Origin of the sequence: Paenarthrobacter sp. 22069 (assembly GCF_052046035.1) — a bacterium.
Taxonomy (GTDB): Bacteria; Actinomycetota; Actinomycetes; order Actinomycetales; family Micrococcaceae; genus Arthrobacter.
On the sequence record NZ_JBQEQF010000012.1, the window covers coordinates 72,815 to 93,294 of the forward strand.

The 20,480-nt window shown below is 66.8% G+C and carries 21 protein-coding genes and 3 tRNA genes; 15 read left to right on the top strand and 9 right to left on the bottom strand.

Annotated elements, in window-relative coordinates:
* Window positions 1–28 precede the first annotated feature (28 nt).
* The 3 genes from dnaG to ACTJK0_RS11500 all read left to right on the top strand — a co-directional run bounded on the left by dnaG (window position 29) and on the right by ACTJK0_RS11500 (window position 2,345).
* Entirely contained in the window at window positions 29–1,987 is a 1,959-nt protein-coding gene (dnaG, locus tag ACTJK0_RS11490; protein ID WP_440745246.1) for a DNA primase, read from the top strand.
* Between the two features lie 89 nt (window positions 1,988–2,076).
* A tRNA-Asn gene (locus ACTJK0_RS11495) sits at window positions 2,077–2,149 on the top strand.
* A gap of 123 nt (window positions 2,150–2,272) precedes the next feature.
* A tRNA-Asn gene (locus ACTJK0_RS11500) sits at window positions 2,273–2,345 on the top strand.
* 86 nt (window positions 2,346–2,431) lie between these two features.
* Here the strand turns inward: ACTJK0_RS11500 and ACTJK0_RS11505 are convergent.
* From ACTJK0_RS11505 to ACTJK0_RS11515, 3 genes are all read right to left on the bottom strand, one after another.
* Window positions 2,432–2,839, bottom strand: a complete 408-nt coding sequence (locus ACTJK0_RS11505; protein WP_110544690.1) for a hypothetical protein — start codon at window positions 2,837–2,839, stop codon at window positions 2,432–2,434.
* Window positions 2,840–2,916: 77 nt separating this feature from the next.
* The gene (locus tag ACTJK0_RS11510) at window positions 2,917–3,096 is read right to left on the bottom strand and encodes a glycine zipper 2TM domain-containing protein (protein WP_110544692.1); all 180 of its coding nucleotides are present in this window, start codon (window positions 3,094–3,096) and stop codon (window positions 2,917–2,919) included.
* A gap of 78 nt (window positions 3,097–3,174) precedes the next feature.
* Window positions 3,175–4,398 carry a multidrug effflux MFS transporter gene (locus tag ACTJK0_RS11515; protein ID WP_110544694.1) on the bottom strand — a complete coding sequence of 408 codons (1,224 nt, stop codon included), beginning with the start codon at window positions 4,396–4,398 and terminating at the stop codon, window positions 3,175–3,177.
* Window positions 4,399–4,579: 181 nt separating this feature from the next.
* Here ACTJK0_RS11515 and ACTJK0_RS11520 point away from each other — a divergent pair, with 181 nt between their 5' ends.
* From ACTJK0_RS11520 to ACTJK0_RS11545, 6 genes are all read left to right on the top strand, one after another.
* Window positions 4,580–5,431: a phage holin family protein gene (locus ACTJK0_RS11520; RefSeq protein ID WP_440745247.1), complete on the top strand. Its 852-nt coding sequence runs from the start codon at window positions 4,580–4,582 to the stop codon at window positions 5,429–5,431.
* 73 nt (window positions 5,432–5,504) lie between these two features.
* Window positions 5,505–6,128 carry a CDP-alcohol phosphatidyltransferase family protein gene (locus tag ACTJK0_RS11525; RefSeq protein WP_440745248.1) on the top strand — a complete coding sequence of 208 codons (624 nt, stop codon included), beginning with the start codon at window positions 5,505–5,507 and terminating at the stop codon, window positions 6,126–6,128.
* Complete coding sequence (locus ACTJK0_RS11530; RefSeq protein ID WP_110544699.1) at window positions 6,128–7,036, top strand: DMT family transporter; 909 nt, start codon at window positions 6,128–6,130, stop codon at window positions 7,034–7,036. Before ACTJK0_RS11525 ends, ACTJK0_RS11530 begins: the two co-directional genes overlap by 1 nt.
* Window positions 7,037–7,148: 112 nt before the next feature.
* A complete protein-coding gene (locus ACTJK0_RS11535) occupies window positions 7,149–8,345 on the top strand; it encodes a glycosyltransferase (protein WP_440745249.1) in 1,197 nt (398 codons plus the stop codon).
* A 74-nt stretch (window positions 8,346–8,419) separates the two neighbouring features.
* Window positions 8,420–8,493 (top strand) — tRNA-Ile (locus ACTJK0_RS11540).
* A gap of 143 nt (window positions 8,494–8,636) precedes the next feature.
* Window positions 8,637–9,827: an acyl-CoA dehydrogenase family protein gene (locus ACTJK0_RS11545; protein WP_110544703.1), complete on the top strand. Its 1,191-nt coding sequence runs from the start codon at window positions 8,637–8,639 to the stop codon at window positions 9,825–9,827.
* Between the two features lie 31 nt (window positions 9,828–9,858).
* On the opposite strand, the gene ACTJK0_RS11550 is transcribed toward ACTJK0_RS11545, so the two are convergent.
* The gene (locus ACTJK0_RS11550; protein ID WP_440745250.1) at window positions 9,859–10,494 is read right to left on the bottom strand and encodes a murein hydrolase activator EnvC family protein; all 636 of its coding nucleotides are present in this window, start codon (window positions 10,492–10,494) and stop codon (window positions 9,859–9,861) included.
* A 448-nt stretch (window positions 10,495–10,942) separates the two neighbouring features.
* On the opposite strand from ACTJK0_RS11550, the gene rpsB reads away from it, so the two are divergent.
* From rpsB to ACTJK0_RS11580, 6 genes are all read left to right on the top strand, one after another.
* Complete coding sequence (gene rpsB / locus ACTJK0_RS11555) at window positions 10,943–11,806, top strand: 30S ribosomal protein S2 (RefSeq protein WP_110544706.1); 864 nt, start codon at window positions 10,943–10,945, stop codon at window positions 11,804–11,806.
* 128 nt (window positions 11,807–11,934) lie between these two features.
* Window positions 11,935–12,771 carry a translation elongation factor Ts gene (gene tsf / locus ACTJK0_RS11560; RefSeq protein WP_110544707.1) on the top strand — a complete coding sequence of 279 codons (837 nt, stop codon included), beginning with the start codon at window positions 11,935–11,937 and terminating at the stop codon, window positions 12,769–12,771.
* Between the two features lie 148 nt (window positions 12,772–12,919).
* On the top strand, window positions 12,920–13,657 hold the full coding sequence (gene pyrH, locus ACTJK0_RS11565; protein ID WP_110544709.1) for a UMP kinase: 738 nt from the start codon (window positions 12,920–12,922) through the stop codon (window positions 13,655–13,657).
* A 129-nt stretch (window positions 13,658–13,786) separates the two neighbouring features.
* Window positions 13,787–14,344, top strand: coding sequence for a ribosome recycling factor (frr, locus tag ACTJK0_RS11570; protein ID WP_110544711.1), 558 nt, complete (start codon window positions 13,787–13,789; stop codon window positions 14,342–14,344).
* A complete protein-coding gene (locus tag ACTJK0_RS11575) occupies window positions 14,344–15,264 on the top strand; it encodes a phosphatidate cytidylyltransferase (RefSeq protein ID WP_440745251.1) in 921 nt (306 codons plus the stop codon). Before frr ends, ACTJK0_RS11575 begins: the two co-directional genes overlap by 1 nt.
* 119 nt (window positions 15,265–15,383) lie before the next feature.
* The gene (locus tag ACTJK0_RS11580) at window positions 15,384–15,968 is read left to right on the top strand and encodes a DivIVA domain-containing protein (RefSeq protein WP_440745252.1); all 585 of its coding nucleotides are present in this window, start codon (window positions 15,384–15,386) and stop codon (window positions 15,966–15,968) included.
* A gap of 15 nt (window positions 15,969–15,983) precedes the next feature.
* Here ACTJK0_RS11580 and ACTJK0_RS11585 read toward each other — a convergent pair whose 3' ends face one another.
* The 5 genes from ACTJK0_RS11585 to ACTJK0_RS11605 are packed head-to-tail and all read right to left on the bottom strand — an operon-like array spanning window position 15,984 to window position 20,466.
* Window positions 15,984–16,673: a hypothetical protein gene (locus ACTJK0_RS11585; RefSeq protein WP_110544716.1), complete on the bottom strand. Its 690-nt coding sequence runs from the start codon at window positions 16,671–16,673 to the stop codon at window positions 15,984–15,986.
* A gap of 4 nt (window positions 16,674–16,677) precedes the next feature.
* Window positions 16,678–18,159 (bottom strand): sodium/solute symporter, encoded by a 1,482-nt coding sequence (locus ACTJK0_RS11590; protein WP_110544718.1) that lies wholly within the window; start codon window positions 18,157–18,159, stop codon window positions 16,678–16,680.
* Between the two features lie 7 nt (window positions 18,160–18,166).
* Complete coding sequence (locus ACTJK0_RS11595) at window positions 18,167–18,538, bottom strand: hypothetical protein (protein WP_110544719.1); 372 nt, start codon at window positions 18,536–18,538, stop codon at window positions 18,167–18,169.
* The gene (locus ACTJK0_RS11600; protein WP_110544721.1) at window positions 18,535–19,251 is read right to left on the bottom strand and encodes a LytR/AlgR family response regulator transcription factor; all 717 of its coding nucleotides are present in this window, start codon (window positions 19,249–19,251) and stop codon (window positions 18,535–18,537) included. The genes ACTJK0_RS11595 and ACTJK0_RS11600 overlap by 4 nt, the downstream gene beginning before the upstream one ends.
* A 33-nt stretch (window positions 19,252–19,284) precedes the next feature.
* Window positions 19,285–20,466 (bottom strand): histidine kinase, encoded by a 1,182-nt coding sequence (locus ACTJK0_RS11605; RefSeq protein ID WP_110544906.1) that lies wholly within the window; start codon window positions 20,464–20,466, stop codon window positions 19,285–19,287.
* Window positions 20,467–20,480 lie beyond the last annotated feature (14 nt).

Sequence of the window (20,480 nt, forward strand, 5' to 3'; positions counted from 1 at the left end):
GCCGGGCCGGTGACACTAAGATTGCTGTGTGGCTGGGCTGATTAAACGCGAAGATATCGACGAAGTACGCCAGCGCACGGACATCAAGGAAGTGGTGGACGGCTACGTCACGCTTAAGGGTGCCGGGCTGGGGACTTTCAAGGGCCTGTGCCCCTTCCACGACGAGCGCTCGCCGTCCTTCACCGTCCGCCCCCAGGTGGGCCGCTACCACTGCTTCGGCTGCGGCGAGGACGGCGACGTCATCGCCTTCGTCCAGAAGCAGGACCACAGCTCCTTCCAGGAAGCCGTGGAAAAGCTGGCCGCCCGGATCGGCTACGAGCTCCGCTACGAGGACGGCGGAACCGGGCCCAACCGCGAGGAAGCGGGGCGCCGCCAGCGGCTGCTGGACGCGCACAAGATCGCCGACGAGTTCTTCCGCGCCCAGTTGCTCACCCCCGGTGCCGCGGAGGCACGGAACTTCCTGTTCGGCCGTGGCTTCGACAGGGCGGCCGCGGAGCATTTCGGCTGCGGCTACGCGCCACAAGGATGGGATGCCCTCCTGAAGCACCTTCGCGGCCGCGGCTTCACAGACGCCGAGCTCAAGCTCACCGGCATATTCAGTGAGGGCAACCGCGGGATCTACGACCGCTTCCGGGGACGCCTCATCTGGCCCATCAAGGACATCGCCGGAGACACTATCGGCTTCGGCGCCCGCAAGCTGTACGAGGACGACCAGGGCCCCAAGTACCTCAACACCCCCGAAACAACGCTCTACAAGAAGTCACAGGTCCTCTACGGCATCGACCTCGCCAAGCGCAGCATCGCCAAAGACCGCCAGCTGGTGGTGGTGGAGGGCTACACAGACGTGATGGCCTGCCACCTGGCAGGGATTACGACGGCGGTGGCAACCTGCGGCACGGCATTCGGCACCGAACACATCAAGATCGCCCGCCGGCTGTTGTCGGACGACGGCACCGGCGGAGAAGTGGTGTTCACCTTCGACGGCGACGCCGCCGGCCAGAAGGCTGCCCTGCGTGCCTTCGAAGAGGACCAGCGCTTCACTGCACAGACCTACGTGGCCGTGGAACCCACAGGAGCCGATCCCTGCGACCTCCGCCTCAGCCGCGGGGATGAGGCGGTGCACGCCCTGATCCAGTCCCGGCGGCCACTGTTCGAGTTCGCCATCCGCACCACCCTGAAGCAGTTCAACCTGGACACTGTGGAGGGCCGTGTGCAGGGCCTCAAAGCCTCCGTGCCGGTCGTGGCCGCCATCCGTGACGCCTCCACGCGGACCGGTTACTGCCAGGCGCTGACGGGGTGGCTGGGCATGCCGGACCCCAATGAGGTCCTGCGCCTGGTCAACGCTGCGGTCAAGCGCGGCGAAACGGGACGTCCCCCTGCCCCCGCCCAACAGCAGGGGCCGGGCACCCGCGCAGCCCCCGCACACGCCGGCAGCTCCCACCCCGGGGGCTCCCAGGCCGGCGGGCCCGGCGTCGCTGCGGCACCGTCGTCAGGCGCTGTCCCGTCCTTCCACCGGCCCGACCCCCGCGACCCCGTGGCTTCCATGGAGCGGCAGGCGCTGGAAGTGGCTTTGCAGCAGCCTGCCCTGCTGGCCGGCGCGGTCTGGGACCGGTTCGAGGCCGCCAGGTTCGCCACCCCCGCATTCCAGGCCGTCCATGACGCCATGCGCGCCTCCGGCCCCGGGCTGGCGGGCGATCCGGTGCGCTGGGTGGAGCAGGTGATGCATGAGGTCCCTGAGCCCCTCCGGCCGCTGGTCTCGGAGCTTGCCGTAGTGCCGTTGCCCGCGCATACCGAGGAAGCGGTGCTCAAGTACTGCCGCGACATCCTGTCCCGGCTGTTCGAGCTGCAGATCACCCGTGTGAAGGCGGACAAGATGGGCCAGCTGCAGCGGCTCGACGCCGCAGCAGACCCGGAGACCTATCAGAGGCTCAACCGTGAACTGATGATGCTGGAGATGGAACGCCGGGCCTTGCGGGCGGAGGCCTGACCCGCTGCAGGCCCTGAGGGTGGGGCAGATCACTGCCCGGCCGATTTCGTTTCCGCTGCAGGTGTTTGCTAGGCTAATACCCGCTTCATTCCTCCTTAGCTCAATTGGCAGAGCATTCGACTGTTAATCGAAGGGTTGCTGGTTCAAGTCCAGCAGGAGGAGCTTCCAATCCCCGTTCCGGTCTCCGGAACGGGGATTTTTGTTTGCCGGCAGGGGCGTTTGGGTGCCGAAAACAGCCGATTTCCCTTGGGCCGGAATCCTTTGCTAATGTCATACCTGCTTCATTCCTCCTTAGCTCAATTGGCAGAGCATTCGACTGTTAATCGAAGGGTTGCTGGTTCAAGTCCAGCAGGAGGAGCGTTACGAAAAATCCCCGTTCCTCCGGTTGGAGGAGCGGGGATTTTTTCTATCCGCGGGGTGGGAAGCCTGCAGGGCAGGCGTGTCCTAGACGAAGTCCATTTCCACCTGCAGGAACCGTTCGGCCTCGGCGATGGCAGCTTCGAAGGCTTCCTTCTCGGTGGGGGACTTCCGGGGCTCGCGCGGACTCCATTCGTGCGGCGCGGAATGGATCCGGACAAAGCCGGTGTCCGGCGGGGCATAGAAGATTCCGAAGCGTTGAACGGGCCACTCCGGGGACGTCTCCGGTGCCACCAGCAGGGCGGCGTTGAACGCGGGATTGAACCACTGGGCAATGGGCCGGCGGCGGTCTTCCGTAAACAGGCCGGCGGCATACAGCGCCGCCGACTGCTGTCCCGCCTGCGCGCACAGCCGCTCCCACCACAGTGGCAGGATCCTGGCGTCGCACCGTTGCCATGTGGCCGGAAGTGGCGGTTGGTTCTGCCAGCTGGACACGGGATCATTTTATCGCGGGAGCGGGCCGGAGGGCAGGGACCGCAGCGCCGCGCCGGGCACATCCGGCTGGCGCCCGGTCAGCGGCGGTTGGGCGGGCCTGGGTTGATCCGGTACAGGATCGCGGCGCCCGCCAGCGTCCCGAGGATGATGCCCCAGGCGGGGTTTCCCACAGCGTGGCCGGCAAAATAGCCGACGACGGCGCCAAGCACGGCGCCCAGGAAAAGTCCCCTTCCGTTGCGGTGCGGTCTGCGGCTCATGGGCGGCCCTTTCGGTTCAACGGCTGGCAGGTGGGCTGGCGGTCCGGGTCAGTGGATGGACTGTCTGTGGAGGGATGGTCAGTGGATCGATGGAACCGTGCGTGGCCGGACCACGAGCCACAGGGCTGCAATTGCCAGCAGGATACACGCCGCCTGCACCGCGCCCATCGGCGCTGCACTGGTGATGCCGAGCCAGCCCACCACAGGAGAGATCAGCCCGGCCATGAGGAACGTGGCCGCCCCGAGCAGGGAGGCAGCGGTGCCTGCCTGTGCCGCGTGGCTGGCCAGGGCCAGCACCTGAACGCAAGGGAACATGAAGCCGGTCCCCATGATGTAGAACCACAGCGGGACCATGACGCCCCAAAGGCCCAGCCCCGCCCTGTCGAAGACCACAATCAGCAGCGCCATCAGGAACATCCAGGCCGTGGCCCCGGCCAGGATCCACTGCGGCGGGACAATCCTGATCAGCCGCGAACTGGTCTGGACGCCGGCCACGATGCCCAGCGAGTTGATCCCGAACAGCAGCCCGTACTGCTGGGCGGAAAAGCCGAACACGTCCTGGAAGAGGAAGGGTGACGCCGACAGGTAGGTGAAGAGCCCGCCGAAATTGAAGCCCGCCACCATGAGCAGGCCCACGAAGATCCGGTCGCTGAAGAGCGCCTTGTAGCGCTGCCCGGCAGTCATGCCGCTCTTCCCGCGCTTCTCCGGCGGCAGTGTTTCGCGCACCAGGACCAGGGCCGCGACGATCACCAGGGTCCCGTAGGAGGCAAGGAACACGAAGATACCGGGCCACGGCATCACCAGCAGCAGCTGCGACCCGATGACGGGGGCCAGGATGGGCGCCAGTCCGTTGACCAGCGACATCCGCGAGAACATCCGCACCATGGCGTAGCCGGAAAACAGGTCCCGAACCATGGCCATGGCTACCACGCCTCCGCCGGCCGCGCCCACGCCCATCAGTACACGGAAGATCCCCAGCGTGGAGATGTCCGTGGACAGGGCGGCGCCCAGGGACGCAGCGATGTGCAGTGCCGTGGCCAGGATCAGCGGGGTGCGGCGGCCGAACTTGTCGCTGAACGGCCCCACCACCAGCTGGCCGAACGCGAAACCGACCGTGGTGCCGGCGAGGGTCAGCTGGACCTGGGCCTCTGTCACCCCGAGGCTTGCCTCCAGGGCAGGGAAAGCCGGCAGGTACAGATCGATGGTGAACGGACCGAGGGCCGTCAGCGCGCCCAGGAGGAGGATGTACAGGAGCTTCCGGCGCCGGCTCAGCAGGTCGCCCGGATTGGGGGGAGTGGTCACGGAGAACAATCCTAGGCCGGGCCGCCGCTGTTTTTGCAGCGTTGTAGGCCGCGCCGTCCGGCATGCCCCCAAGTCCGCCCAGAACCTCAATGGTAGTTTGGGGTGGCGTGGACTGTGCGGCTGCACATTTCCGCAGCGAACGGAAGCAGTATGGACCCATGAAACCAGTAAGGCGGAACCGATGAGCGGACGTCACAGCGGGCGTACCAGCCCGGGATTGCGTATCAGTGCACTGCCCGGGACGGCAAGACTCCTATTCCGGTTGGCGCCCCGCCAGCTCAACGACGAGATCGCCTTCGCCAAGATTGAACTCAAGCGCAAGGGAATCCAGGTGGGGGTGGCCGCCGCCTTCTTTGCCGTCGCGCTTCTGTTCCTGGCGTTCCTGGTGGTTGGCCTGATCGTTGCAGCGATCATGGGCCTGGCCACCATCATGCCCGCATGGCTGGCCGCCCTCCTGGTCTCCGCAGCATTCCTCATCATCGCCCTGGTCGGCGGACTGGTGGGCATGGCAAGGTTCAAGAAGGCCATGCCGCTCATGCCCGAAGAAACCATCCGCGGCATCCGGCACGATATCGGCGTGGCCAGGGAAGGCTCCGCCTTCAACCCCGCTGTCCTGGATCCGGAAAGCCCCGAAGGCAAGGCAGCCAAGGCCCAGAAGGACGCCGCAGCGGCCAAGGCCAAGGCCGAAAAGCAAGCCAAGGCCGCCCAGCACGACCAGGAATTCCCGCATGCGTCCGAACCCGAACTGGTGCGCCGCCTGAGCCAGCGCAGGCACCACCTTGCCGAGGTCCGCGACGAACTCGGCACGGAGTTGGACGTCAAGACCCAGGCCCGGTACCTGCTGGCCGCGGCGCAGGTCAGGCTACGTGAAGGCCAGGTCGTGGCACGGCGCGGCGTGGACGCAGCAGGACAAAGGCTTGCCGCGCTGTCCGGTTCCGCGGACCTGCGGCGGCGCTGGAAGCCGCTGGCGGCCTTTGTTGCGGCCGGAACCGTCCTGGCGGTCCTCCTCCGGAAGCTGGTCCGCTCCAGCTAGGAAGCGGGCCGGCGGATCACTGGACACAATCGAAAGACTGCGCTGCGGCGCGGCAGGAAGGAGAGGGGGACGGGTGAAGTTCATTGGTGCAGGCGCCCGCCCCGGCCGTCCCCTGGTGGACCACGATTCCGTGTTGACCATCCCCAACCTGCTGACCATCGTGCGGTTCATGGGGGTCCCGCTGTTCATGTGGCTGGTCCTGGCCCGGCACGAGTACGGCGCCGGCGTCATCGTCCTGGCCGTCATGGCCGGGACCGACTGGATCGACGGCTATATTGCCCGGCGGTTCGACCAGGCCTCCAAGCTCGGCAGGGTCCTGGACCCCATCGCCGACCGGCTGGCCCTGCTGGCTGTGGCTGCCACCCTGGTGATTGCCGGCGTCGTGCATTGGCTGTACCTGGCGGCGCTCGTGGTGCCCGATGCAGTCCTGCTGGTCCTGACGCTTTCCTTCTTCCACGGACACCCCGACCTTCCCGTCAGTGTCGTGGGCAAGGTCCGGACCGGGCTCCTCCTCCTTGGTACGCCGCTGCTGGTCCTCTCCCGCCTGGATACCGGCGCCGCGGACCAGCTCTTCGCCGCCGCCTGGGTGGTGCTGGGCCTGGGCCTGGTTGGCCACTGGGTTGCCGCCTACAACTACTTCTGGGCCATCCTGCGCAAAGGCCGGGAACAGAAACAGCACGACGGCGGTCACGGCTGATGGTCTGGCTCGCCGTCGGCCTGGCGGTCCTTGGCGCGTTCTGCCTTGCCCTGGGCGCCCAGCGGCAGGGCAGCGCCGTCAAAGCCGATACCGGCGGCCTCGCCCTGAGCTCCAACGGTTTCCTGCGCCTGCTGCGCAATCCCCGGTGGATGTTCGGGCTCCTGCTGCTGTGCACCGGAATGGCCATGAACGCCGTGGCGCTGGTGTCCGCCCCCCTCACGGTGGTCCAGCCGATCGGCGCCATTGCCCTTGTGATCACCACCGTGGTCAACGCCCGGGACCAGGACCTGACCATCAACCGTGCCACCGCCGTTTCCATCGCCGCATGCGTCACCGGTTCGGCGCTGTTCGTCCTCCTCGCCGTCAATGTCACCCAGGAGAGCCACCACGTCAGCCTCGAGGATGAGCTGACCATCGTGCTGCTGCTCGCCCTGGCGGTGGGATTGTTCGGCACGCTGGCCGTAACGTTCAGGCATCGAATGAACGCGTTTGTGTACATCCTCGGCGCCGGCATCCTGTTCGGTTTCGTCGCTGTCCTCACCCGGATCATCGGTAAGCACCTGCTGGACCCGAACGGCCTCTTCCTGCTGAACGTCCAGTGGTATTCGGTGGTGGCAATCATCGCGGCCGGCGGCCTTGGATCCTGGTTCGTGCAGAACGCCTACTCCACCGGCCCGCCGGACCTGGTCATCGCCGGCCTCACGGTGATCGACCCCATGGTGGGCATCGCCATCGGGGTCATCATCCTGGGCGAACTGCGCCCGGACGTCCATGCCGTCATGGCCGTTGCAATGGGAACGGCTGCGTGCCTTGCTATCGTTGGGGTTATCGCCCTTTCCCGGCACCACCCGGAGGTCACCAAGCGCAAGAAGGACGCGCGGAAGGCCGCCGGCAGGCCCACCCACTAACCGAATTCCGCACACCCAAGCAAGTCCACGAGGCCGTAAGCCAACCACGCCGGCGGCCAACCGTGCTGTCAGTTCCACGCTGCCCGCACCGTGACCATCAGGAGTACTCCATATGACCACGCCAGCCGACCAGCGCCCCCTGACCATCCTGATTGCGGCGGACACGTATCCGCCCGACGTCAACGGGGCGGCCCAGTTCGGATACCGGCTGGCCAAGGGCATGACTGCCCGGGGCCACAAGGTCCATGTCCTGGCGTCCCGTGACAGCAAGGGAAAGAGCTTCACCGAGTTCCGCGAGGAAGCAACCGTGCATCGGCTCCGCTCGCACAAGGCCTTCACCCACGAGACCTTCCGCCTCTGCTTCCCCTGGGAAATCAAGAAGGAAATCAGCCTCCTCTTCGACCGGGTGAAGCCCGACGTGGTGCACATCCAGAGCCATTACATGATTGGCGAGCACGTACTCTACGAGGCGGTGAAGCGGGGGGTCCGGATTATCGCGACCAACCACTTCATGCCCGAGAACCTCAACCCCTTCCTGCCGTTCCCGCAGTGGTTCAAGGACATCATTGGCCGTGTCTCCTGGAAGGACATGGGCAAGGTCATGGGCCAGGCCGACGTCGTCACCACCCCCACGCCGCTTGCCGCCCGTGCCATGCACGAGCACGCCTTCCTGCGCAAGGTGCTGCCCTTGTCCAACGGCATCGACTCCGCCGCGTACGAACTCAAGCCCGGAGAGTACATCGAGCCCCACGCAAACCCCACCGTCCTGTTCGCCGGACGCCTGGCCGAGGAAAAGCATGTCGATGTGCTCATCGAGGCGATCGGCAAGACACCGCCGGAGCTGAACGTGCACCTGGAGATTGTTGGCGGCGGCGACGTGCGGTCCGCACTTGAGGAACTCGTGCGTCGGCTTGGACTCAGTGACCGGGTCAAGTTCCTTGGCCTTGCCAGCGACGACGAACTGCGCACGGCCTACATCCGGGCCGACCTGTTTTGCATGCCGGGAACGGCGGAACTTCAGTCCCTGGTGACCTTGGAAGCGATGTCCGCCTCCACCCCGGTGGTCCTCGCGGACGCGATGGCGCTGCCGCACCTGGTGCGCGACGGCGAGAACGGGTATCTTTTCACGCCCAACGACAGCGACGACCTGGCGAAGAAGATCACCCAGGTACTGGAGCTGCCCCAGGAGGAGCAGCGCGCCATGGGCCGCGCAAGCCGGCAAATGGTGGAGCCCCACAGCATCCAGGGAACGCTGCAGACTTTCGAGGACCTGTACCGCGGCGCCACGTATGACGACAAGGTGGTCTGATCCCGTTCCCGGGTTTGCTAGAGTGTTTCTGCCCTGCCGGAGCGGGTCGATTGACCTCAGCTCCCAGGGTTTGGGGGGCTATAGCTCAGCTGGTTAGAGCGCGGGACTCATAATCCTAAGGTCCTCGGTTCAAGTCCGAGTAGCCCTACCGCCATCCGACAACCGCGGCCGACGATACACGTTGGCCGCGGTTGCCTTGGTTAACGCTCCGCCCTACGGTATGTTACTGATCAGTAACATACCGTGCCCCGCTTGGAGGCATGGTCGGCGCTGATCATCGAGAAGGTACCCATGGCTCCCTCTGCATCCGGTCCCCACGAGCTTCCCTACGCCGACGGCGACTTCTTCGCCTTCGAACAGCTCCTGTCCGGAAAAGAGCAGGACCGCCTGGCTGAGGTTCGTGATTTCCTGGCGCGCGAGGTCAGGCCGCTGGCGGTTGACTGCTGGAACCGGGGCGAATTCCCCATGGACCTGGTGCCGAAGCTCGCCGGCCTGGACCTGGTCAGCCCCGTGCGCCGCCAGGGATATTCCAACCTCTTCGCGGGCATGCTGCATGCAGAGGTGACGCGGGCAGACGCTTCCATTGCCACGTTCCTCGGCGTGCACGACGGGCTCTTCACCGGTTCCATCGAGCTGCTGGCGTCGCAGGAGCAGAAGGACGAGTGGCTCCCCGATATCTATGCGCTGAAAAAGATCGGCGCCTTCGGCCTGACCGAGCCGCTGGGGGGCAGCGACGTTGCCGGCGGAACGCGCACCACAGCCCGCAAAGAGGGCGATACCTGGATCCTCAACGGGGCCAAGCGCTGGATCGGCAACGCGACCTTTTCTGACTGGGTGGTGGTGTACGCCCGGGACGTGGCAGACAACCAGGTCAAGGGCTTCATGGTGGACACCTCACTGCCCGGGTTCAGCGCCGCGAAGATCGAGAATAAGATCTCGCTGCGCACGGTCCAGAACGCGGACATTGTCCTGGCGGACGTTGCAGTCCCGGACCACTTCAAGCTCGCAAACGCCAACAGCTTCCGCGACGTCAACAAGGTGCTGAAGGTCACCCGGCTGGCGGTTGCCTGGCAGGCTGTCGGCCTCCAGCTGGCCGCGTTCGACGTAGCCCGCCGCTACGCCGTTGAGCGCCGGCAGTTCGGCCGTCCGCTCGCCTCCTTCCAGCTCATCCAGGACCAGCTGGTCCGGATCCTGGGCAACGCCGTCAGCTCCACAGGCATGATGGTCAGGCTTTCCCAGCTGGAGGACGGGGACGCGGCCAGGGATGAACAGTCGGCGCTGGCCAAGGCCTTCGCCACGGCACGAATGCGCGAGAGCGTGGCGCTGGGCCGCGGCATTCTGGGCGGCAACGGCATCGTGACCGATTATGAGATGGCCAAGATCTTCGCCGACGCCGAGGCGATCTATTCATACGAGGGCACCGCCGAAATCAACACGCTCGTAACGGGCCGCGCCATCACCGGAATCTCGGCCATCGTCTAGGCGGTACCCCGCCCAGGCCGCCGAACTGCGGCTAGGGTCCCTCCGCCAGCGGCAGCAGGATCGAGGGGCGCAGGTCCAGGACGAACTGCAGGGGATTGACGTACTGATCCCCGTCCCTGACGCCCCAATGGAGGCACAGGGCCGGCGGGCAGTGGCCCGGCGTGACGGTTCCGATAACCTGCCCAGCGGCCACGGTGTCGCCGGCGGCGAGGGCGCTTTGCACGGGTTCGAAACTGCTCCGCAATCCGCCGCCGTGGTCAATGGTGATAACCGGCCGGTCAACCACCACGCCTGAAAAGCTCACTGTTCCGGCTGCGGGGGACGAAACCTGGGCCCCGGCGGCGGCAACTCCCAGATCCACTCCACGGTGCCCGCTGAGCCATGGCTTGGGCGGGGGATCGAAGCCGCGCAGCACCGGCGGGCGCGGTGCCAGCGGCCACGGCCAGGAGGGTTTGGCGGCCGGCCCTCCGCCGGACGTCGTATGTTCCTGTTCGTTGCCGGCGGCCCGGACCGGTGCAGCCTGGACGTGCATAGGCGGCCGGAAGGTGGCCGGGGTGGCTTGCGGAGCAGCGCCGTAGGGAACAGTCCTGTACTGGAAGGCGGTGCCTGGCGACACCACCGACGCCGGCAACAGCAGGAGTGCGGCAAGCAGGAATGGCGGTTTCATGGCACCACCTTGCCCGGCCCCGGGCCGTACCGGGAGGGCAGATTCCGGCCATGTGGACAACCGCCGCCGCCGGGCACGAACTGTCCGGCGGGCGGGGGTGCCTGTAGTACACTTGATGGAGCAGTTTGCTGCGCCCTCAACGCGTTACGTCCCAGTGGTCCACCCCCGCGGTGCATCCCCCTGTCCGGATCGCGTCGGCACATCTCATTCAGGAGTGTGGGGGAGCGGCGGCTGACTACGCGCATCCAGCCCTCCGGCAGCCAACGCCCCGGCGTCGTCCATGGAGGATCGCGCTTCCTGCGGTCAGGCTTTGGTCCTGATGGGAAGTGCGGGGGATGCCAGGAGCACGGCCCGTCCGGGCCACGCTGATCAACCGTCAACTATTGGCAGGGTAAGAAGCCTCCGGGTTTTCTCATGAATGACCTGCCGGAAAATAAGGAGCGCCGGAATGCCCGTCGTAACCATGCGCCAGCTGCTTGACAGCGGCGTCCACTTTGGACACCAGACCCGCCGTTGGAACCCGAAGATGAAGCGCTTCATCTTCACCGAGCGCAACGGCATCTACATCATCGACCTGCAGCAGTCGCTGTCCTACATCGACCGCGCCTACGAGTTCGTCAAGGCCACTGTTGCCCACGGCGGCACCGTGCTCTTCGTCGGCACCAAGAAGCAGGCCCAGGAAGCAATTGCCGAGCAGGCAACCCGCGTGGGCCAGCCCTACGTCAACCAGCGCTGGCTCGGCGGTATGCTGACCAACTTCCAGACGGTTGCCAAGCGCATCCAGCGCATGAAGGAACTCGAAGAGATCGACTTCGACGACGTCGCCGGTTCCGCTTACACCAAGAAGGAGCTCCTGCTCCTCAAGCGTGAGCTCACCAAGCTGGAGTCCAACCTGGGCGGTATCCGCAACCTGACCAAGGCTCCGTCCCTGCTGTGGGTTGTCGACACCAAGAAGGAACACCTCGCCGTTGACGAGGCCAAGAAGCTGAACATCCCGGTTGTGGCCATCCTGGACACCAACTGCGATCCGGACGAAGTCGACTTCCCGATCCCGGGCAACGACGACGCCATCCGCTCCGTGAACCTCCTGACCCGCGTTGTTGCCGACGCTGTTGCCGAGGGCCTGATCGCCCGCAACAACCGCGGCACGGGCGCCACCGAAGCTCCGGAAGAGCCGCTGGCCGAGTGGGAGCGCGAGCTCCTCGAAGGCAGCAAGGCAGAAGCTGCTGCCGCTCCGGCTGAGAACGCTGAAGCTCCGGCCGCCGAGGAAGCTCCGGCAGCTGCCGAGGCTCCCGCCGAAGACGCCAAGTAACACACGCAAAATCCGGATTCTCCGCGCTGTCCGCAGCCGGAGCTGCTGACAGGATGGCAGCCCACCCCCGTGGGCTGCCGTCCTGTCGGTCCGTACACCACCACACATTTCTAGACAGAGGGGTTCACATGGCGAACTACACTGCCGCGGACATCAAAGCCCTGCGCGAGCGCACCGGCGCCGGCATGATGGACGTCAAGAAGGCTCTTGACGAAGCCAACGGTGATGCCGAGAAGGCCATCGAGATCATCCGCATCAAGGGCCTCAAGGGCGCTACCAAGCGTGAAGGCCGCTCCACCGCCGAAGGCCTGGTGGCTGCCAAGGTCAGCAACGGCGTTGGCGTCATGATCGAGGTCAACTGCGAGACCGACTTCGTTGCCAAGGCTGACAAGTTCATCCAGCTGGCCGACCGGGTCCTGGCCGTCGCCGTCGAGTCCGGCGCTGCCGACCTCGAGACCCTGCTCGCCACCGATGTCGACGGCAAGCCGCTGTCTGAGGTCGTCGTCGAAGAGGGCGCCATCCTGGGCGAAAAGGTTGTTGTCCGCCGGATCTCCCGCATCGAGGGTGCAACCGTTGACGCTTACCTGCACAAGACCTCCAAGGACCTCCCGGCCCAGGTTGGCGTGCTGTTCGCTGTCGACGGTGAAGGCGAAGCCGCCGCAACCGCCGCCCACGACGTTGCCGTCCACATCGCCGCCATGGCTCCGAACTACCTCACCCGTGAGGACGTTCCGGCCGAGCTCGTCGAGTCCGAGCGCCGCATCGCCGAAGAGACCGCCAAGGCCGAGGGCAAGCCCGAAGCCGCCCTCACCAAGATCGTGGAAGGCCGCGTGACGGGCTTCTACAAGGGTGAGGTCCTGGTGGACCAGGCATTTGCCAAGGACGCCAAGAAGTCAGTGGCACAGGTCCTCGAAGAGGCCGGTGTCAAGGGAACCGCGTTCACGCGTTTCCGCGTCGGCTCCTAGTCGAACTGCAAGGGGTGGCCACTTCGGTGGCCGCCCCTTTTGCATGCTCACAATCCACCCCGCGCGCAGTCCACATCGGGCGCGGGCGGTTCCGACCACCGGAGCCGGCAGGATACCCTTTTTTCAGAGTCACCAACGGGAAGGCATCATGGAAGCCGTCAACACTGTCACGCAATCAGAGAAGAGCCGGCGGCGGGTCCTCCTGAAGCTCTCCGGCGAGGTCTTCGGCGGCGGGAAACTCGGTGTCGATCCCGAAACCGTCCGCGACGTTGCCAAGCAGATCGCCGCCGCCGTCCCGCAGGTCGAGGTAGCCATTGTGGTGGGCGGCGGCAACTTCTTCCGCGGCGCCGAACTGTCCCAAAGCGGCATGGACCGCTCCCGCGCCGACTACATGGGCATGCTGGGAACAGTCATGAACTGCCTGGCCCTGCAGGACTTCCTGGAGCAGGCGGGCGTGGAAACCCGGGTGCAGAGCGCCATCACCATGGGCCAGGTGGCAGAGGCATACATCCCGCGCCGCGCCATCCGCCACATGGAAAAGGGGCGCGTGGTCATTTTCGGTGCCGGCGCCGGCCTGCCCTACTTCTCCACGGACACCGTTGCCGCGCAGCGCGCCCTGGAAGTCCATGCCGACGTGGTCCTGATGGCCAAGAGCGGCGTGGACGCCGTGTACACGGCCGACCCCAAGAAGGATCCCACCGCGGAGCGCCTGGAAACCCTCAGCTACGACGATGCCCTGCGCCGCGACATCCGGGTCATGGACCAGACGGCAATGACCATGTGCAAGGACAACAACCTGTCCATGGTGGTGTTCGGCATGGAGGGTGAAGGCAACGTTACCCGCGCCATCCTTGGCGAGAAGCTGGGCACGCTGGTCACCGCCTAGCTCCGGCTAGGATGATTCCAGGACAGTTCCGTCCCCGCCCCTCCCGGCGGGGATGGAAACAGCAGCAAAGAACCACGTGAGTGCATGGAGCCGGCGCCCCGGACCGCACCAGAACCGTCAGGAGACACCGTGATCGAAGAAACCTTGCTCGAAGCCGAAGAAAAGATGGACAAAGCGGTCGAGGTAGCCAAGGAAGACTTCGCCTCCATCCGCACCGGCCGCGCCAACCCCGGCCTGTACAACAAGGTCCTGGTGGACTACTACGGCTCGCCCACGCCCCTGCAGCAGCTGGCCTCCTTCGCCATCCCGGACGCGCGGACCATCCTGATCACCCCCTTCGACAAGTCGGCCATGCGCGACATCGAACGTGCCCTGAGTGATTCCGAGGTCGGCGCGAATCCGTCCAATGACGGCAACGTCATCAGGATCACCATTCCTGAACTGACCAAGGAACGCCGCAAGGAATACGTCAAGATCGTCAAGACCAAGGGCGAGGACGCCAAGATCTCCATCCGCAACATCCGCCGGAAGGCCAAGGAGACCCTTGACCGCCTCGTCAAGGACGGCGAAGCCGGTGAAGACGAAGGCAACCGCGCCGAGAAGGAACTGGACGGCCTCACCAAGGCCCACGTCGACGGCATCGATGAGCTGCTCAAGCGCAAGGAAGCAGAGCTGCTCGAAGTCTGATGGGCCAGGCAGATCAGGCCCCGGCTTCACGGGCCGGCGCGCGGGGGAAGCAGCCCAGGAGCAATCCGACGCCAAAGGCCGGCAGGAACCTGCCAGCCGCCGTCGTGGTGGGCCTGGCAATGCTGCTCGGTGTCCTGGGTGGGCTGCTGTTCCTCCCGCTGGCCTTCGTAGCCATCGTCACGGTCTTTGCGGTGTTCGGCGTCTGGGAAATCTACCGCGCGCTGGAAGCGAACGGCACCAGGATGCCTATCGTTCCGGTGATGACGGGCACGCTGGCCATGCCCTTCGCCGCCTACTTCGGCGGCATTGAAAGCCAGCTGTTTGCCCTGCTGCTCAGCGCCGTCGCGGTCCTGCTGTGGCGCTCGATCGAAAGCGCCGCCGGATCCGCCAACAGCATCTTCGCCGGAGTCTTCACCCTGGGCTGGGTGCCGTTCTTCATCAGCTTCGCTGCGCTGCCCCTGCATGCCGCCGGCACCACGCCGCTGGGGCTGTGGCCCGGGGGTATTGCGCCCATCGGAGCATGGGAGATTGCGGTCATGCTGCTCCTGGTGGTCTCCAACGACACCTTCGGCTACCTGGTGGGCGCGTCCCTCGGAAAGCACCCCATGGCACCGAAGATCAGCCCCAAGAAGTCCTGGGAGGGCTTCGCGGGATCGGTGGCCGGGGCCACGCTGATCGGCGTCCTGGCAGCACTTTTCGTGCTGGACAAGCCCTGGTGGGTCGGCGTGCTGCTGGCCGTGGGTACCGTGGCGGCAGCAACGGCCGGGGACCTTGCCGAGTCCATGGTCAAGCGCGAGCTGGGCGTCAAGGACATGAGCAGCATCCTGCCCGGGCACGGGGGAGTGATGGACCGGCTGGATTCCATCGTCTTCGCCTCGCCGGTTGCGTTCATCATGTATGGCCTGGTAGCCGGCGCCTAACCCCCTCCACAGCGGCAGGCGCCGGGGCTGACACAAACAGCACCCGGGCGGCCGCCAAGACTCCGGCACCCTAAACTGGTGCGGAAGCACTACGGCTGAAGAGCACTGAAGGAATCGAAGTGGCATTGGACATTCATCGGCAGATCCCTGCGTCCTTTGAGCGCGTACAGCGCGGCGAGTACGGGTACAACGCCAAGCAGGTGGACCAGTTCCTGCAGCGGGCGCGGGTCTCGCTGGAAGCACCGGGCTCCGCCACGGACCCAGTGAACAGCGCCGACGTGCGGGCGGTGTCCTTCGACCCCGTCAAAGGCGGCTACTCGGCCGCCGTCGTGGACGCGGCCCTGGACCGGCTCGAAGACGCCTTCGCCCGCCGGGAGCGGGATGAGCTGATCGCGGCCCACGGCGAGGAAGCCTGGCTCCGCGAAATCGGAAGCCTCTCCGGCATCCTCCGCGGCCGGCTGCACCGGCCCGACGGCGACCGCTTCCGCCGGCCCACCAGGAAGAAGGCCCGCAGCTACAACACGGACGACGTCGACCGGCTGTGCCGCGAACTCGTCGCCTACCTTGAACAGGACAAGCCGCTGAGCGTTGACAGCGTGCGCCGCGCCGTCTTCCGTCCGGCGGTTGGCGCCGACGGCTATGAGGAATCGCAGGTTGACGCCTTCCTGGACCGCGTCGTCGAGCTGATGGCGGCCATCGACTAGCAGGCCGGCATTCTGCTATTCCGAGCCAGGAGGGGTAGGGGACAGCGGCGTAAAGCCCCGCCACACCCCGCGGTAGCTCCGGAAGCCGCGCACGGCGGAGACCACCAGGAATGCGGTTCCGCACACGGCGCCCACCACGGGCGCGGCCGGGGTACCCGCACCCGCCAGCGTCACCAGCAGCCCGGCCAGGATGGCGATCAAGGCAGCGTTCGCCGTCGTCATGAAGATCATGCTGCTGCCCGCCACGTGGCTGAAGCTGCCGCGGTTGCCAAAAAAATAGTAGGTCTGCTTGGAGCCTGCCTCATCGTCATGGTGCGCCGCCATCAGGTACGGCGCCACACCCGGGTCAAGGTCCACGTAGGCGGCCCGCAGCCGGTTCATTGCGGTGACGTACATGAGGTCCTCGTGGGCCACGTTCAGCACCCTCAACTGGGTCAGGAGCCCGATCGCCGTGTCGATGAACAGGACAACCACGGCGAGCAGCACGAAGGCGCCGGAAAACCCTGTGGCCTGGCCTACCAGTGCCATGCTGACCACGCTTGCCGAGGTGAAGGTCAGGAACATGCTGATCCGCGTCAGCACCTCGCCCTGGGCAGTGCTGCGCGATGCCAACAGGCCCCAGTGTTCCGTGGCGAGCAGCTGGGCGCGCACGGAGGCCGGGACCCCACCTGGCTGCCGGGACTCTGCGCCGTCCTCGCTGGACATGGCGCTATTGTCCTCCCGACCACCGCTCCGTCGCCAGCGGCCGTTCCGGGGTATGCAGCCGGGTCATGATCCGCGGCATCGTGGCAGGAATGCGGTGGGCCGTGGCCTTGGACACGATCACCATGACGGCGAAGGCGGCAGGCACGCTCCAGGCCGCCGGCTGCGCCAGCCACCCCGGGACCGTTCCCGGACCGGACACGGCACCGGCGATCATCGCCCCGCCGCACAGCACGCCGCCGGTTACCATCCCCGCGATCGCCCCCGCGTCTGTGAGGCCGCGCCACCAGATGCCCAGCAACAGGACCGGGCACACCGTGGAGGCGGTGAACGCGAAGACAAGGCCCACGCTGCCGGCCAAGGCTGAGGATCCGGTCATGAAGGCAAACCCGAGGGGGACAAGCGCGGAGACGACGGCGGCCAGCCGGAAGCCGCGGACGCCGCCGCCCAGCACGTCCTGGCTGATGACGCCGGCCAGGGACACCACCAGGCCGGAGGTGGTGGAGAGGAACGCGGCGAACGCCCCGGCCACCACCAGGGCGGAGAGCAGGTCTCCCGCCACGCCGCCAACGAGCTCGCCGGGCAACCGCAGGACCATGGCATCCGGCTGCCCCGAGCGGGCTAGGCCGGGCGCGTAGGTGCGGGCCACCAGCCCGTAGGCGGTGGGGAAGAGATAGAACACGGACAGCAGCCCCAGGACGATCAGCGTCGTGCGGCGGGCGGAGTGCCCGTCCGGATTGGTGTAGAAGCGGACCAGCACGTGCGGCAGGCCCAGGGTGCCGAACAGCAGCGCCACCAGCAGGGAAACGTTCTGGTAGGGCCCCGCCGGTGCCAGTCCGGTGGGGTTGACCGCCGGAGTGGACTGCGGTCCGCTCCCCTGGCCGGCCAGCACGAAGATGATGAACAGGATGGGCACGGCAAGGGCGGTCAGCTTCAGCCAGTACTGGAAGGCCTGGACGAAGGTGATGGACCGCATGCCTCCGGCCACCACCGTCAGGCAGACCACCAGGACGACGGCGACCGAACCCACCCAGGCCGGCAGGCCGGTGGCGATCTGGATGGTCAGGGCGGCACCATGCAGCTGCGGCACGATATACAGCCAGCCGACCATCACCACCAGGAGGCTGGTCACGCGCCGGACGGCCCGGGACGCCAGCCGGGACTCGGTGAAGTCAGGAATGGTGTAAGCCCCGGAACGGCGCAGCGGGGCGGCGACGAAGAGCAGCAGCATCAGATAGCCGGCGGTGTACCCCACGGGGAACCAGATCGCGTCCGTCCCCGAGAGCAGGATGAGCCCGGCCACACCCAGGAAGCTTGCCGCGGACAGGTACTCGCCCCCGATCGCCGACGCATTCCACCAGGGCCGGACGGTACGCGAGGCAACGTAGAAGTCGCCCGTGGTACGGGAGATCCGCAGCCCGTAAAAGCCGATGATGGCCGTCGCGAGCGACACTACCGCCACGGCTGCAATGGCGGTCCCGGCGTTCATGCGTGCCTCATTGCTCGCCGGCGAGGTCACGGTAGCGTGCCTCGTTGCGGGCCGCGGTCCGCACATACAACCAGGCACTCAGACCGATGACCGGGTAAATTCCCGCGCCCAGCAGGAGCCAGCCGAACGGGATCCCGGCGACCGGGGCATCGGCCAGGCCGGGCACTGCCAGCAGGACCAGGGGAAACGCGGCAAGGACCAGCAGGAAGCCGCCGGCCACCACCAGGGCCAGCCGCAGCTGGGACCTGATCAGCGACCGCACGAATACCTGTCCAACTTCGGAGTCCTGCGCCGCTTCCCGCGATTCGCCCGTTCGCTGCCCGGCGCGCACCGGCGTGCGGGCGGCGCCGTGGGGCGCCGTGACCCGGACGCGCGTCATGCGTGCGGCCTGATCCGGGTGGCCTCCAGCTTCTCCCGCACGGTTGGCAGGTGCCGCCGGCTGATGGGCAGCCCGGCACCGGCCACGGTCACGCGGGGCCCGTCGGCAGCGAGCTTCATCGAGGACACATGCTTCAGGGCCACCAAATAGGAACGGTGGGTTCGGATAAAGCCGGCGTCCGCCCATTGCTGCTCCAGGTCGGCCAGCGGCACCCGGATGAGGTAGCTGGCGTCGGCGGTGTGGAGCCGGGCGTAGTCGCCCTGGGCCTGGACGTAGGTGACGTCGTCGCGGCGGATCATCCTGGTGGTCCCGCCCTGGTCAACGGTGATCATCTCCGGCGCCGTCCCGCCGTCGCGCAGTTCACTGATCCGCCCCACGGAACGGGCCAGCCGCTCTGCGCGCACGGGCTTGAGCAGGTAGTCCACGGCCGCGAGTTCGAAGGCCGCAAGGGCGTGGTCCTCGTCAGCGGTGACAAAGACGACGGCGGGCGGAGTACTGCTGCGGGCAATCGCCGCGGCGATGTCCAGCCCGGAGACTGCCGGCATATGGATGTCCAGGAACACGGCGTCGATGCTGCCGCTGGACAGGGCTGTGAGGGCTTCAGCGCCGGAAGTCGCCCGCAGCACCTTCCCGATGCGGTCATCCCTGCCCAGCAGGAAAGCCAGCTCCTCAACGGCGGGCAGCTCATCATCAACGACGAGGACGTTAATCATGCTCTTAGGGTACTTCCAGCGGCAGGTCCTGCCTCACGCGTCGTGGCCGGGCTGGGACTTCGGCACCCGCATGGTGATCAGGGTGCCCTCGCCGGGTGCCGTTTCCACCACCAGCCCGTGGTCGTTGCCGTACACCTGGCGGAGCCGGGCATCGACGTTCCGCAGCCCCACGTGGTCCCCGTCGGTGTGGCCGGCCAGCACCGAACGGAGGTGCTCCGGATCCATCCCCACGCCGTCGTCCTCGATGGTGACCTCTGCGAAGGCGCCGGCGTCCTCTGCCGTGATGCTGATGTGCCCGGGTCCTTCCTTGGCCTCCAGCCCATGCCGGACGGCGTTCTCCACCAACGGCTGGAGGCTGAGGAACGGGATGACCGTGCTGAGCACCTCGGGGGCGACGCGCAGGCTGACCTGGACGCGTTCGCCAAAGCGCGCGCGTTCCAGCAGCAGGTAGCGGTCAATGCAGCGCAGCTCTTCCGCCAGGGTGGTGAAATCGCCGTGCCGCCGGAATGAGTAGCGGGTGAAGTCCGCAAACTCCACGACCAGCTCCCTGGCGCGCTGCGGGTCGGTGTTGATGAAGGATGCGATGGCGTTGAGCGAATTGTAGATGAAGTGTGGACTGATCTGGGCGCGCAGCGCCCGCACCTCCGCCTCCATCAGCAGCGTCCGGGAGGCGTCCAGCTCGGCGAGTTCCACCTGGACGGCCACCCAGTCGGCCACCTCGCCGGTGGCCCGGACCAGGCCGGCCCCGGCGGACGGGGCGAAGGCGGCGACGGCACCCACCACGCGGGTGCCGGCCCGCACCGGGGCGATCACGGCGGCAAGCCGGCCGCCCGTTCCGTTGGCCCCTGCGGGCAGGACAGCGGTCCGGCCGGAGCCCAGCACGTCGGCAGCGAGGTCCATGAGGCGCGGCCTGATGTCCTCGGCGCCGCCATCCCAGGCCAGGACGCCGGACGTGTCCGTAATCGCCAGGGCGTCGCAGGCCAGCAGGGCCCGCAGCTGGCGGCTGGCTTTCGCGGCGCCGGCCGGGTTCAGTCCGCGGCGCAGGTGCTGCCCGGCCTGGGATGCCGCGTGGAGCGTGTGGTACGTGGCGCGTTCTGCGTCAGTGCCCAGCTCACGGAAGGAGCGGAGCACCTTCAGGCCCACGCCCACGACGACGGCAATCGCCATGGCAATCACTGCCACGGCCGCGGCGGTGAGGAGGGGGGAGTCCGGCATGGTGCCCAGCGTAG

Excerpts from the sequence above, each read along its gene's own strand:
- ACTJK0_RS11520 (WP_440745247.1), top strand. The coding sequence starts at position 4,580 with ATGAGCGGACGTCACAGCGGGCGTACCAGCCCGGGATTGCGTATCAGT.
- ACTJK0_RS11585 (WP_110544716.1), bottom strand. The coding sequence starts at position 16,673 with ATGTCCAGCGAGGACGGCGCAGAGTCCCGGCAGCCAGGTGGGGTCCCG.
- tsf (WP_110544707.1), top strand. The coding sequence starts at position 11,935 with ATGGCGAACTACACTGCCGCGGACATCAAAGCCCTGCGCGAGCGCACC.
- pyrH (WP_110544709.1), top strand. The coding sequence starts at position 12,920 with ATGGAAGCCGTCAACACTGTCACGCAATCAGAGAAGAGCCGGCGGCGG.
- ACTJK0_RS11535 (WP_440745249.1), top strand. The coding sequence starts at position 7,149 with ATGACCACGCCAGCCGACCAGCGCCCCCTGACCATCCTGATTGCGGCG.
- ACTJK0_RS11575 (WP_440745251.1), top strand. The coding sequence starts at position 14,344 with ATGGGCCAGGCAGATCAGGCCCCGGCTTCACGGGCCGGCGCGCGGGGG.
- ACTJK0_RS11590 (WP_110544718.1), bottom strand. The coding sequence starts at position 18,159 with ATGAACGCCGGGACCGCCATTGCAGCCGTGGCGGTAGTGTCGCTCGCG.
- ACTJK0_RS11595 (WP_110544719.1), bottom strand. The coding sequence starts at position 18,538 with ATGACGCGCGTCCGGGTCACGGCGCCCCACGGCGCCGCCCGCACGCCG.
- ACTJK0_RS11510 (WP_110544692.1), bottom strand. The coding sequence starts at position 3,096 with ATGAGCCGCAGACCGCACCGCAACGGAAGGGGACTTTTCCTGGGCGCC.
- ACTJK0_RS11545 (WP_110544703.1), top strand. The coding sequence starts at position 8,637 with ATGGCTCCCTCTGCATCCGGTCCCCACGAGCTTCCCTACGCCGACGGC.
- ACTJK0_RS11530 (WP_110544699.1), top strand. The coding sequence starts at position 6,128 with ATGGTCTGGCTCGCCGTCGGCCTGGCGGTCCTTGGCGCGTTCTGCCTT.
- ACTJK0_RS11605 (WP_110544906.1), bottom strand. The coding sequence starts at position 20,466 with ATGCCGGACTCCCCCCTCCTCACCGCCGCGGCCGTGGCAGTGATTGCC.
- ACTJK0_RS11550 (WP_440745250.1), bottom strand. The coding sequence starts at position 10,494 with ATGAAACCGCCATTCCTGCTTGCCGCACTCCTGCTGTTGCCGGCGTCG.
- ACTJK0_RS11600 (WP_110544721.1), bottom strand. The coding sequence starts at position 19,251 with ATGATTAACGTCCTCGTCGTTGATGATGAGCTGCCCGCCGTTGAGGAG.
- rpsB (WP_110544706.1), top strand. The coding sequence starts at position 10,943 with ATGCCCGTCGTAACCATGCGCCAGCTGCTTGACAGCGGCGTCCACTTT.